At 41.4% G+C, this 13,410-nt stretch carries 11 protein-coding genes; 3 read left to right on the top strand and 8 right to left on the bottom strand.

What is annotated here, in order from left to right; genetic code table 11:
* Positions 1-5: 5 nt before the first annotated feature.
* The 5 genes from apaG to lptD form a co-directional block, all read right to left on the bottom strand.
* Positions 6-395, bottom strand: a complete 390-nt coding sequence (gene apaG, locus P20311_RS12200) for a Co2+/Mg2+ efflux protein ApaG (protein WP_008113223.1) — start codon at positions 393-395, stop codon at positions 6-8.
* Complete coding sequence (gene rsmA, locus P20311_RS12195; protein ID WP_008113221.1) at positions 379-1,185, bottom strand: 16S rRNA (adenine(1518)-N(6)/adenine(1519)-N(6))-dimethyltransferase RsmA; 807 nt, start codon at positions 1,183-1,185, stop codon at positions 379-381. The genes apaG and rsmA overlap by 17 nt, the downstream gene beginning before the upstream one ends.
* Positions 1,182-2,174: a 4-hydroxythreonine-4-phosphate dehydrogenase PdxA gene (pdxA, locus tag P20311_RS12190; protein ID WP_008113219.1), complete on the bottom strand. Its 993-nt coding sequence runs from the start codon at positions 2,172-2,174 to the stop codon at positions 1,182-1,184. Before pdxA ends, rsmA begins: the two co-directional genes overlap by 4 nt.
* A 2-nt stretch (positions 2,175-2,176) precedes the next feature.
* Positions 2,177-3,472, bottom strand: coding sequence for a peptidylprolyl isomerase SurA (surA, locus tag P20311_RS12185; RefSeq protein ID WP_008113218.1), 1,296 nt, complete (start codon positions 3,470-3,472; stop codon positions 2,177-2,179).
* A 96-nt stretch (positions 3,473-3,568) separates the two neighbouring features.
* Positions 3,569-5,815, bottom strand: a complete 2,247-nt coding sequence (gene lptD / locus P20311_RS12180; protein WP_008113215.1) for an LPS assembly protein LptD — start codon at positions 5,813-5,815, stop codon at positions 3,569-3,571.
* Positions 5,816-5,909: 94 nt separating this feature from the next.
* On the opposite strand from lptD, the gene P20311_RS12175 reads away from it, so the two are divergent.
* From P20311_RS12175 to djlA, 3 genes are read left to right on the top strand one after another with little or no spacing between them, the layout of a single operon-like run.
* On the top strand, positions 5,910-6,911 hold the full coding sequence (locus P20311_RS12175) for an aminoglycoside phosphotransferase family protein (protein WP_008113214.1): 1,002 nt from the start codon (positions 5,910-5,912) through the stop codon (positions 6,909-6,911).
* The gene (murU, locus tag P20311_RS12170; RefSeq protein WP_008113213.1) at positions 6,908-7,564 is read left to right on the top strand and encodes an N-acetylmuramate alpha-1-phosphate uridylyltransferase MurU; all 657 of its coding nucleotides are present in this window, start codon (positions 6,908-6,910) and stop codon (positions 7,562-7,564) included. Before P20311_RS12175 ends, murU begins: the two co-directional genes overlap by 4 nt.
* A 33-nt stretch (positions 7,565-7,597) precedes the next feature.
* Entirely contained in the window at positions 7,598-8,455 is an 858-nt protein-coding gene (gene djlA / locus P20311_RS12165) for a co-chaperone DjlA (RefSeq protein WP_008113211.1), read from the top strand.
* Here the strand turns inward: djlA and P20311_RS12160 are convergent.
* The 3 genes from P20311_RS12160 to rapA all read right to left on the bottom strand — a co-directional run bounded on the left by P20311_RS12160 (position 8,438) and on the right by rapA (position 13,165).
* Positions 8,438-9,367 carry a DUF3530 family protein gene (locus P20311_RS12160; protein ID WP_008113209.1) on the bottom strand — a complete coding sequence of 310 codons (930 nt, stop codon included), beginning with the start codon at positions 9,365-9,367 and terminating at the stop codon, positions 8,438-8,440. The genes djlA and P20311_RS12160 overlap by 18 nt on opposite strands.
* Positions 9,368-9,459: 92 nt before the next feature.
* A complete protein-coding gene (rluA, locus tag P20311_RS12155) occupies positions 9,460-10,113 on the bottom strand; it encodes a bifunctional tRNA pseudouridine(32) synthase/23S rRNA pseudouridine(746) synthase RluA (protein ID WP_008113207.1) in 654 nt (217 codons plus the stop codon).
* Between the two features lie 157 nt (positions 10,114-10,270).
* On the bottom strand, positions 10,271-13,165 hold the full coding sequence (rapA, locus tag P20311_RS12150) for an RNA polymerase-associated protein RapA (RefSeq protein WP_008113205.1): 2,895 nt from the start codon (positions 13,163-13,165) through the stop codon (positions 10,271-10,273).
* Between the last annotated feature and the right edge of the window lie 245 nt (positions 13,166-13,410).

The raw sequence follows: 13,410 nt of genomic DNA, 5'->3' as shown, positions 1-13,410 counted from the left end.
TTTTATCAGTGTAGGATATTAGGGCAGGCTAAGCGGAATACGTTTATGGGTGCTTTAAATTCAGCACCAAACTCGTTACGTAAAGTGTAATGTCCCTGCATGGTGCCTACCGGTGTATCTATTATTGCACCACTGGTATATTTGTAGCTTTCACCTGGGGCTATATCTGGGGTTTCACCCACCACACCTTCGCCTTGCACTTCTACTTCTTTGCCATTGGCATCAGTAATTAGCCAATAACGGCTAAGTAGCTTTGCACTGCATAAACTGTGGTTTTTTATAGTAACGGAGTAGGCGAACACAAACTTATCTAGTTCAGGTTGCGATTGCTCTTCTACATAAAACGTTTCAACAGATACCTTTACAGGTGATCCTATATTACTGCTTGTTGTCATAAATCCAGTTAGCTATATCAATAAATTGTTGTAACGACAGGCTCTCAGCTCGCAAAGTAATATCAATGCCAATGCTGGTTAATTCGTCAGCGGTTAGAAGGTTGCCAAGGCTGTTACGCAACGTTTTACGGCGCTGATTAAACGCTTCTAAACAAACGGTGTTTAATATTTTAACGCTTTTAGCGGTGCGCTGCTGTGCCTTTTTAGGGATTAAGCGAATCACCGCAGAATCGACTTTAGGTGCCGGTTTAAAGCATTCAGGCGGTACCTCTACCACAGGCATCGCATGACAATAATACTGAGTCATCACACTCAAGCGACCAAAGGTTTTACTACCAGGGCCTGCTACCATGCGCTTTACCACTTCTTTTTGCAGCATAAAGTGCATGTGCTCAATATGATCGGCAAATTCAAACAGGTGAAACAACAAAGGCGTTGAAATATTGTACGGCAGGTTGCCGAATACTTTTAGCTTTTTGTCATCTTTAACCAAGCTTGCAAAATCAAACTTCATTGCATCGCCTTGGTTTACGGTTAATTTTGGCCCTAAAAATGGGTGTTCAATTAAACGCTGGGCTAAATCTTTATCTAGCTCAACAACCGTTAAATGGCCACTTAAATCTGCAACAGGCTCGGTAATAGCGCCTAGACCTGGGCCAATTTCTACTAAATTATCTTGCGGTTTAGGATCGATAGCGGTGACGATTTTGTCGATGATTGACTCATCGAATAAAAAGTTTTGGCCAAAACGTTTACGGGCGCGGTGTCCTAAGTGTACTTTATCGGTCATTGATTCTGTGCTTTTTCATGGGCGAGCTTAATTGCTTCGCGGATCGCTAATTCAAAACTGCCAACATCAGCATCGCCTGTACCGGCTAAATCAAGCGCAGTACCGTGATCGACTGAGGTGCGAATAAATGGAAGGCCGAGAGTTATATTCACTGACTTACCAAATCCTTTGTATTTTAGCACAGGTAATCCCTGATCGTGATACATAGCCAGCACTGCATCGGCTTCATTTAGGTATTTATCTTGAAATAACGTATCGGCTGGTAAAGGACCGATTAAGTTCATCCCCTCAGCTCTTAATATGTCAAGTGTAGGCGTAATCGTGTCGATTTCTTCTCGGCCTAAATGGCCATCTTCACCAGCATGCGGGTTTAAGCCACAGACTAAAATGCGTGGTTGCTCAATACCAAATTTCGTTTTTAAGTCATGATTAAGAATATTAGCCACTTTAACTAGTCGCTCTTGCGTAATGGCACGAGAGACATAAGCAAGCGGAATATGTGTTGTTACTAGGGCAACACGCAGACCTTCGGTGGCTAATAACATAACTACATCGGCTGTACCTGATTGCTGAGCAAAGTACTCAGTATGGCCACTAAAAGAAATGCCGGCTTGGTTAATAATACCCTTGTGAACAGGCCCCGTAACAACGGCATCAAATGTGCCATCCATATTCTTTTCGCTGGCAATACGTAATGTATCTAACACGTATTGCCCATTGGCGTCATTAAGCACGCCAAGCTCAACGGGCTCTGCTAAATCAATCTGCTTAATATATAAGCTGCCTGCTGCTGTTGGCATTGCTTTGGCTTGTTCATCAAATTCAATTAATTTAATGTTTAAACCTAAATGCTTAGCGCGCTGTTTTAGTAGCGATGCATCTGCAATCGCTACTAGTTGCGCATCCCAGCTATGCTGTGCCAGTTTTAATAGCAAGTCTGGGCCAATGCCTGCAGGCTCACCTGGGGTTACCGCAATTCTTAAGGTCATAATTATTCGTCTATTGGGAAAATTTCAACATGGGCTTGTTCGCGCATTTCTTGCTGCCAGTTAAAGCTTTCCTCTTTAAATTTACGATTAAACAACATGCCATGTGCACGATTACGTTTAGCTTGCTCGGTCTTATCTGCAACACGTTTATCTAGTAACTGCACAATGTGCCAGCCAAACTGACTTCTAAATGGTTCGCTGATTTCGTTTTTATCAAGTGATAGTAACGTATCTCTAAACGCAGGCACGTAGGTGGTTGGATCAGTCCAATCGTATTGACCACCTTTAAGTGCTGAACCTGGGTCTTGTGAATGCTCTTTAGCAAGTTCTGCAAAGTCAGCATCGCCGGCGCGTAAATCTTTAACAAAGCCTGCTAGCATAGTGCGTGCTTTTTCTTCACTTAAAATGATTGAAGGCTTAATAAGAATATGACGAGATTTAACTTCGGTGGTTTCAACTACTTGGCGGCCACGTACGTCTTGTACTTTAATGATGTGGAAACCCGCACCGGAACGAAGTGGACCAATAATCGCATCTTTCTTTTTACCTTTTACAGCTTCTGCAAATAACGATGGCATTTCGTTAATGCCCATCCAACCTAATTGGCCGCCCTCAAGGGCCTTTGAGCCACTTGATGATGAAATGGCAATACGCTTAAATTCTTGGCCGTCTTGCAGCAGTTCAATAACTTTGTCTGCGCGTGTTTTTGCTGAGCTTACGTCGTCTGCACTTGCACCACTTGGAATATCGATAAGGATATGACCAATATCATATTCTTCGGCATTTTGGCCTTGGCTATCCATAATTTTTAGTAAGTTATCAATTTCTTGGTCGCTTACATATATACGGCGGTCTACGTTTGCACGCGTAACTTGTTGCGTGGTTATCTCTTTACGAATTTCTTCGCGGTAAGCTTGAAAGCTCTCACCCGACGCTTCAATAGTACGACGCAAATCAGCAATTGTACCGCCTTGCTCTTTAGCCATGTTGGCAAGGGTTTGGTCAAGCTGGCTATCTGAAATTTCTAAGCCCATACGCTCAGCCATCTGCATCATCAAGGTTTGATTTACTAAGCGTTCAATCGCCTGAACACGCAGTGTTTCGTCTTTTGGCAGCTGTTGGTTTTGTTCTTCTGCTTGTTTTTTTACGCGATCAACAATGGTGTCTACTTCACTTTTTAAAATAACGCCTTGGTTTACAATACCAATTACTTTATCTATTTCGACAGGGGCGGCAAATGCACTTTGGCATAAGCTGAACGTTAAAACTGCTGATGTTAATAATTTTTTTAAATTCATATTCTTTTTACTACTCTTACTAATAGTACTGTTGTAATGCTAAATACGGCTAAATAGATATAGTTATTTGTAAATTGTTACTATAAATAAAGCAGTTTAGTCATTAAGAAAATACGGCCTACGATAACCAAAAATACCTTGTTGTAATAATTTTTGAGCATCGTAACGGCTTTTACTACCAAGCCCTTTTAATACAAAATTCAAACGAATACTCGAATCAAAAGTGGCTTGGGGTTGCCCAATTGACTGATTTAAATCAGTTTCAATTTGGCGATGGCCAGTAATTTGGAACGCCCAACAGCACGATTCATACTGTAATCCACTAAATACTTCAATACTGCGGTTATTATCAAGATCGCGATGGTAACTTGCAATAAATTGCCACTCGTCACTGATAGGGATGCTTGTAAATAAGCCCGCTTGCTCGATTGTATTTCCTGAGACATCATTTGCATAGCGATGGTTCAATTGAACCAGCTGATTATCGTCACCTTTATAGTCTAAGGTTAAATTTGACTGGATAATTTGCTTGCCATCGGTGTCGTACTGAATACCACCCGATAAATACCAGCGGCGGTGCCAATGTAACATGGTTTGCGCTGCAAACAAGGCATTGTAGTTACTATCGCTATTAAGCCCTTGCTCTGTAGGCTTGGCTGAATCACTTAAATAAAATATTTGGCCTGCGCTGAAGTTAAATACTTCTTCATTTTTCTTATCAAATAAACGCGTTGTAGCCCCGAGCGTAAATTGATTAGCTGCGGCAATTCGGTCAACACTTGAAAAACGCGCATCCCTGAATAAACCAAAAAAGTCATCTTGTAACTTGGTGGTATCGTATAAGCCAATTTCAGACTGATCTTTATTAGGCGTATATAAATACTGAATTTGTGGCTCTAGAGTTTGAATACCATCGTCGATAAAAATTGAGGTGTCGCGCTCAAAGTTAAGCTGAGAATATAAGCGCACTTTTGGCAAAGTACGCGAAACATTATCGCTATACTGTGTACCCTGTAAATCACCGTCTTGTTTATAGTTAGTTTGCAATAAGCTCACTTCAGATAAAAACGACCATGCATACTCTTTGTAATCAAAGCGTGCTTTAGGCTCTATATGCACACGAGTGGCTTGGTCAATTACCGCAGAGCTGTTAGTAAAATGGCTCAGCTCGCCTGAAACACTAAAATCGAAATAATCAATTTTCCAAGGGGTGGTTTGGGTAAAGCTAATTTGTGGTAACGCCGTGTATGATTCTAAGTGGTCACCGAGTACTTCAAAGTTTTGCACTTTTATATCAGTACGCCACATTTCGCCCATATGGGTTAGCGAGCCGGTACGATAAAGCTGCGTATCGGTTTTACTGGCATAAGCGGAGTTTAAATCAGTTAGGTAGTTGTCATCACTAACATTGGTAATATCAATACTGGCTCGCCAGTCTTCACCAATATAACTTTTTTGTTGCCAATGAAACAAAAAACGCTCGTTAAGCTCAGGCTCTGAGTCATCTTGATTTAAATATTCTACAGCCACTAAACCTTGGTGCTCTGGGGTTAAATATCTAAATTCAGTTTGTAATTGTAGCCCCTTACGTGACATATAACGCGGGGTAATAGTGGCATCATAATTAGGGGCAATATTCCAATAATAAGGCGTAATCGTTTCTAACCCATAGCGATCTGAACTTGAAAAGCTGGGCGTTAATAAGCCTGACTTACGGCGCTCATCGAGTGGGAAAGTAAAATAAGGTAAATAGAGTACCGGCGTATCTAAAATACGTAGCACGGCATTGTAGGTTTCGCCCCAGCCTTCTTCACGTGATAAGTTTATTTCATCGGCTTCAATAGCCCACATAGGCGTATTACCTGGGCACGCAGTAAAGCTTGCATTCATCAGCATTAAGCCAGACTTATCGATGGTGAGCTTTTCCGCGCCGCCTTTGCCTTGTTGTTGTGTTAGGCTGTATTGTGCGCCTAATAAACTAAATGCTGAGTTGTTTAAATCGGCATTTAAGCCCGAACTTTGTACGTGGCTTACATAATCGCGATAGGTAATTGGGCCAGTGGCATTAAGCAGGCCACGTTGTTTATCAATCAGTGCTGATTGTGCGGACAAACTCATGTTAACGGTGTTAATATCAACATTGCCAGTAAATTCAGCGCTTTGTGTGCCTAAAAGCTCAACGTCATCAGCGCTGATATCAACCGTTCCAAGCTCAAGGCCAGCAAGCGGTTGCCAAGCTCTGGTTTGCATTGAAGTGCCACAAAAATTGTGTGTCAGTTCAGTTTCGGCAAGCGATGGTGCGCTCAGTACGCTTAGCATCAAAATGCCCCAGGTTTTGCTCATTTATCGACCTTTATGCTCTGTGATTAGTTACAAGCTATACATAATAAAGGAAAACAATGGCAAAGTAATTAGTGAAAAATAGATAGCTTATAAAATGACACGCTTTGAGAGTTTACAACAGTTTATTAATACTCACTTTGGTGAGCAATCCTATGCGCTTAATGCAATAACCGCAGATGCCAGTTTTCGCCGTTATTATAGGTTAAACGCTGAAAATAAAAACTTTATTGTGATGGACTCCGATCCAAAAAAAGTTAACAACGTCCCTTATATTGCATTAAACAAGGTGTTTTCTGAGCAGGGGTTTTTATTACCATCCATTATTCATAGTGACGAGCAGCAAGGTTTTTTTATTCTAAGTGATTTAGGTAGCACCCATTTAGCTGACTTGCTTGATGATGGCAATCGCAGCGAATATTACCAGCAACTGATCAGTTTAAGTGCCAAGTGGGCAAAAACTCCAGCCGCGCCGTCAATGAATCCGTATGACCGTGACTTTATTGCATTAGAGTTGGATATTTTTAAAAATTGGCTGGTTAATGATTTTATTAGCGCAGAGCTCAGCGCTGAGCAGCAACAGACTTGGCAAACAAGCACTGCGCTGCTAATAAATACACTGCTTGAGCAACCTACAGTCACAATGCACCGGGATTATCACAGTCGTAATATTATGCGCTGCGAGCAGCAATGGGCGATTATTGATTATCAAGACGCGGTACAAGGCCCATTATGTTATGACTTGGTCTCGCTTTTAAGAGATTGTTACTTTAAGTTGCCTAATGACGAGCTTACTCACTTACTCGAGTTTGGCTATGACGAATTTAAGCGCCAAGGCTTAATAACTAATGAGTCATTTGCACAATTTAAGTATTGGTTTGATTTAACCGGCTTGCAGCGCCATTTAAAAGCGGCGGGTATTTTTTGTCGTTTATATTTGCGTGATGGTAAACAAGGTTACTTAGCAAATATACTCCCTACACTTGAATACGTAATAGAGGTGGCGGCACAATATCCTGAGCTTAGCGACTTATCGGCTTTGATAAAAACTAGCGTGGTGCCAAAGGTGCAACAGCGGTTAAAAGAGGAACAACCATGAAGGCGATGATATTAGCCGCTGGGCGCGGTAAACGTATGATGCCGCTCACCGCAGAGTTACCTAAGCCTATGTTATGTGTAGCGGGAAAACCACTGATTGAGCATCATATTATGCGCCTAAAGGCTGCAGGTATTACTCAAATAATAATTAACCTTGCGTGGCAAGGAGATAAAATAAAAACCTATTTTGCTGATGGGCGCGCGTGGGGCGTGACTATAACCTATAGCCAGGAAGTAACTGGCGGGCTTGAAACTGCAGGCGGTATTATTCAAGCACTTCCTTTATTAGGTGAGTCATTTATTGTTATTAATGGGGATGTTTACAGCGACTACGATATTAGTGCATTAATGCAGCTACATTTACAGCCTAAAGAGGCGCACATTGTATTGGTTGAAAACCCTGCGCATAATCCTGATGGCGATTTTGCACTGAGCCACTTACCGACAAATAGCCAGCGATATACTTTTTCAGGGATAGGGCGTTATCAAGCTGACTTTTTTGAGGGGCTAGCCCCAGGCATTCGGCCATTAGGCCCTTTACTACGTGAAAAATTAAATGAACATTTAGTCTCCACTGAACTCTATATTGGCCAATGGGACGATATAGGCACACCAGAGCGTTTATCGGCTCTTAACCAACAATTAGCACCATAAGCTAAATATAAAACACTAGAGGTAAGTTTTAAAATGTGGGGAAAAATTCTCGGTTTCTGTTTTGGTTTTATGTTTGGCAAAATATTTGGTGCCATTTTAGGCTTATACCTAGGCCATATGTTTGATAAAAGCCTAAAAAAAGACTTTGATAAAGCTGGCGGCTTCTCTAACCTTTTTAAAGGCGATGATGTTAACGAACGCCAAGCGTTGTTTTTTTCGAGTTGCTTTGCGGTAATGGGGCATATTGCCAAGTCGAATGGCCGTGTTAGCGAAACCCACATTAAAGCAGCGACGCTGTTTATGGATGAAATGGGCTTAAAAGGCGAAGAGCGCCGTGAAGCGCAGCAGGCATTTCAATCGGGTAAAGATAGCGACTTTTCACTCAAAGATACGGTTTATGATTTTAAAGAACGTTTTGCTAAACGTTATGATTTACTGCAGTTATTTTTAGAAATTCAAATTCAAATGGCGTTTTCTGACGGGGTACTTGCTGCACAAGAAAAGCAATTACTGCAAGAAGTTAGTAAGCAGCTAGGTGTGTCTAAAGCACACTTTGCCTTTGTATTAAAACGTTATCAAGCAGAGTTTAACTTTAGGCAGCAACAACAGCGTTTTAAACAGCAGCAAAGTCAAAGTAGCAGCTACCGCGAAGGTTCAGGACATCATGTACCACCAAGTAATGATATGAACCGTTCGCAGGCATTGGCCTTATTAGGGTTAAATAAAGACGCGTCGCAACGTGATATTAAAGTAGCCTACCGAAAGCTTATGGCTCAGCACCATCCTGATAAGCTCGTATCGCAAGGTTTACCTAAGCATATGATGGAAGTCGCGGTTAAAAAAAGCCAAGATATTCAAGCCGCTTACGAGTATTTAAAAAAGGCGGCGTAAAAAACCGTCTATTTCTTTGCTTAGCCGTGCATGTTGCTGCGGCGCATCGCGTAATCCAAACAGCTGGCGCTGGCGGTAATCAAACTTTGCATTTCGATTAACCCAACGTTGGCGTTTTTTAAGATTCATTAAAATATCATTACTGTCTGTAGCAAAATAAATATCTAACAAAGCAGGGGTAACCAAAGATGTTATTTGGCTTAACTTTGCATTGCGTTTTGTATTAGGAAGGTAACTACTTAAACTAATGAAGGCGTTTATTTTTGAGTCTGAAAACTCAGCGTAATGCTCCAATAACACCCCAGCACTGGTGCCTTGTGCAATAACAACAATATTCTCAGACTCCATCGCAGCTTGTTGGTATAAAGCTTCGTAGCGAGCGAGTAGTTTTAACTTGTAATTGTCTACCACCTCAGTATTTACTTGCTCAACATAGTCGGCATGATGGGGCTGTTTTTGTGTACTGGTGTTTGGCTTAGTATTTGCGTTGGCTGTTTTATTATTTGTGCCCACGGAATTATTGGTCGTTTTTGCTGCATCATCTTGAGCTGCTTGCCAATCAATATCAGGAACTGTCATTGCATAAGAGGTATACCCGTAGTTATTCAGCTCTTTACGTAAGAAATTCATGCCTGCATTGTTTGTTGGCGTTGATTGCCAGTCAGGAATAAGTATTACAACACCTCTAAAGTCCGCACTCATATATTCACTGTATAAAGTTAAAAACTCAGTATCACCAGCTAAAATAGGCTTTACTTCATCACTTTGGGCTAGGCGAGAGATATCCGCATCAATATTTTTTGAAAAAGGAGGGGGAGCGATATACTCAGCACTAAGCGCTTGAAAACTGATTAACGTACAGCCAAGCACAAGAGTAGTAATAATGACTTTAAACATCTGCGTAATAAACATAATAAGCTTTTAATTTAAATCTTATTTATGTATCGGCGAAGTACTCTTAAAGTTTAGCTATTTACTGTAAATAGCTAAAAGATTAATCCGTGTTAAAACTCGCTCTCAGCTTCAAAAGTAAGTACTTGCTCCGTTACAGGGTGTTTGAGTTGTAGCATTTGTGCATGTAGCTGTAGGCGAGGTGCCGCAGCAAGTGCGTCTTTGTGAGCATATAAACGATCGCCTAAAATAGGGTGGCCTAAGCTTAACATGTGCACGCGCAGCTGATGTGAGCGCCCTGTAATAGGAATAAGCTCTACACGGGTTGCCTGTGCTTCACGTTCAAGGACTTTAAAATGAGTGAGCGAAGGTTTGCCATTGTCATGATCAACCATTTGCTTAGGACGGTTCGGCCAGTCACAAATAAGCGGTAAATCAACAGAGCCTGTTTCAGTTTCAAGTTGTCCGTATACTCGTGCAATGTAACGTTTTGCTGTTTCGCGTTCTTGAAATTGCATACTTAAATGGCGGTGAGCGGCTTTGTTCATTGCTAAGCAAAGTATGCCTGAGGTAGCCATATCTAAACGGTGAACAATTTTAGCACTAGGAAAAACACGATTGACGCGATTTATTAAGCTATCAGCATGTTTTGGGTCTTTACCTGGTACGGTAAGTAACTCGCTAGGCTTATTAACTATAAGCAAATCATCGTCTTGAAACAGTATAGTTAAATACGGGCTCATAGGGGGATTGTAGTTAACTAACACGGCAGACCTCAGTGATTTTGAAGTGCGCTATTTTAGTGGAGTGAGGTCTTAGGCTCAAGTAAAAAGCGCGATATAAATATCGCGCTTTCTTTTTTATACACACACGTTAGTAATCTTTAACTAACGACTGACAGCTTATAGCTAACAGCTAGATTTCTTAGTGCGAAACCACAATCAAACGAATCGCATCGAGTTTTAACTGCGCTTTTTCAATATGTGCGGTTAGCTCATTGCGTTGTTTATCGTAAAAGGTAATTTCCTCTTGGCGAATGTTTGGATTAATTTGCTTCAGTGCAACTAATCGCTGTTGCTCTTCGTTTAACGATGTTTGCATCTTCTCTAATGCATCAACACGAATCACATCCAGTTTTTGCTGAGCCATGTCTTTTGCGGTGTTGATCATCGGGTGAACCGCGCTTTGCAATGCACCGGCTAATTTACTCGCCGTTTGACGGCCGACCGCAGATAGTTGCTGATTAAAGCCATCAAAACCAACATTTTCACCTAAGTTATTACTGCTCTTATCGAGTAAAATACGAATTGGCGTAGGGGGTAAAAAGCGACCCACTTGCAGGACTTTTGGTGCCATGGCTTCGGCAACAAATATTAGCTCAACAAAAAAGGTGCCTGGTGGTAACTTTTTGTTTTTAAGTAACGCTACCGATGAACTACCAAAATCATCATCACAAATCATATCCATAGTGCCTTGCACCATAGGGTGATCCCAACTAATAAAGTGCACATCTTCCTGAGAAAGCGCGGTATCACGGTCAAAGGTTACTGTCATTCCATCGTCTTTTAGCGATGGAAACGAAGCGTTTAACATGTGCTCAGTGGGTTTTAAAATAATGGTGTTTTCACCTTTATCTTCTTGGCTTACACCAAAGGTGTCGAACACGTTGATCATGTAGCTTGGCAGTTCAAACTGGTTATCGAGCTTTTCAATGTCAGCTACAAGTGAATCAGCAGCACCCTGTCCCGATGAATGTAGCTCTAGTAAGCGATCTCGGCCACTTTCCATTTGTTTGCGTAATACTGCATTTTTCTGTGCTACTTGCTCAAGGAGTGGATCTAGCTCATCTTCATCACAATTATGAGCTGCAATGTACTCAAGTAAATCTTCGCTAAACTCTTTATACAGCAACTGCCCAGTGGTTGATGTGCTTTCAAACGCATCTAAGCCTTCGTTATACCAACGCAGTAGTACTTCTTGGGCCGTGTTTTCAAAATAAGGCACGTGAATGTTCACATCTTGTGTTTGCCCTATACGGTCTAATCGACCAATACGTTGCTCAAGTAAATCGGGGTTGAGTGGTAAATCAAATAACACTAAGTGATGTGAAAACTGGAAGTTACGACCTTCTGAACCAATTTCTGAACACAGTAATATTTGTGCGTTATCGTATTCATCGGCAAAGAATGCCGCAGCGCGGTCACGTTCAATAATCGACATACCTTCATGGAACACAGACGCTTTAATTGCTTCGCGTTCACGTAATATTTGCTCAAGGCTAATTGCTGTTTCGGCTTTAGCACAAATAAGAAGTACTTTTTCACGCTTGAGTGTTTTTAGCGTTTCAATTAACCAATCTACGCGAGGGTCAAATAATCCCCAACTTGCGCTTTCACCTTCAAATTCTTGAAATATTTTTTCTGGGAAAAGTGCACGTTGCGCACTGAGCTCGGCATTTTGAATGCCACTCATATTACCCAGTACGGTCATTGCTGTTTTGTATTGCTTAGGTAATGCCATTGGGTAGGCATGTAATTTACGGCTAGGGTAGCCATCAATGCCACTGCGGCTATTTCTAAATAATATGCGCCCAGTGCCATGGCGATCCAGTAACATATTGAGTATTTCTTTGCGTGCAGCAAGGTCGCCTTGTTGGGCTTTTTCAAGGATATCAGTGATATCTGTTTCTTTTAATAGCTCAATTAATGTGGCTTTTGCGCTGTCATCCAGTGCTTGTTCTTGTAATAACTGATTAGCAGCTTCGGCAACGTCTTTGTAGTTTGCTTCTTCTTCTTTAAACACGTCATAGTCGTAAAAACGATCTGGATCGAGCAGTTGTAAACGAGCAAAATGACTACGATGACCCAGTTGGTCTGGCGTAGCGGTAAGAAGAATTAGGCCTGGAATATCTTGGCTCAGCTCAGCCATACGTTGGTATTCGGCACTGGGTTTATTGTTGTTAATGCTTAAATGATGCGCTTCATCGATTACTAATAAATCCCAGTCGGCCAAAGTAGCTTGTTCAAACCAGCGTTTTTTCTTGGTTAAAAACTCAAGGCTAGTAAGTACCAGTTGCTCGGTATCAAATACATTGGGTGAATCAGCAAACGCTTCGTCGCAGCGTTCTTCATCAAAAATTGAAAAACGTAAATTAAAACGGCGTAGCATTTCTACTAACCATTGGTGTTGTAAGTTCTCAGGCACAACAATAAGTACACGGCTGGCACGACCGGTGATAATTTGTTGATGTAAAATCATGCCCGCTTCGATGGTTTTACCTAAGCCTACTTCATCAGACAGTAATACACGCGGTGCAAAACGTTTACCGACTTCTTGAGCAATATAAAGCTGATGCGGAATAAGATTAGCGCGTTGACCAATTAAGCCTTTAATAGGTGACTGCTGACGTTCAAACTGATGTAACCAAGTTTGATAGCGCAAAGTATACCGATCAAAACGGTCCACTTGGCCTGCAAATAAGCGGTCTTGCGGTTTATTGAACTTGATAAAGTGATCTAAAAAAGTTTCTTTTAATTGTGCTTTTTCACCGTTATCAATACGTTCACCGTGATAGCACAGTAATTCGCCTTGTACTTCAATTGACTCAACTTGTAATTCCCACTCCTCAACGCTTCGGATCACATCACCAGGATTAAATGCTACGCGGGTTACCGGAGCTTCTGCAGAAGAATAAACACGGTTTTCACCACTGGCAGGAAATAAAATGCTGACCTGGCGGCCATCAATGGCAACAACGGTGCCTAATCCTAAATCTGACTCTGTGTCACTTATCCAACGCTGACCTAAGGAAAAATTCATGTATGTCTCGTCTATGAAGAAAAAGGCGGCTATGTTACCTGTTAGATAACACCACTGCAAGGCGCTATTTGCCTGACTTTTAATTAATTTTATAAGTATGAATTATTACCAACCCTAAGCGCTCATTAGTGCGTCGATTTTGTGGAAAATTCAAACTAAATGATATTTGTCATAAAACAGACTTTTATGACAAATAGACTAAACTCAAAATATACCTAAGTAATTAATCAAGTTTATTAGTAACC

The organism is Pseudoalteromonas sp. BSi20311, from assembly GCF_000239875.1.
Taxonomy (GTDB): Bacteria; Pseudomonadota; Gammaproteobacteria; order Enterobacterales; family Alteromonadaceae; genus Pseudoalteromonas.
Note: the sequence above shows the minus strand (reverse complement) of the source record. Positions and strands in the feature narration are given on the sequence as shown.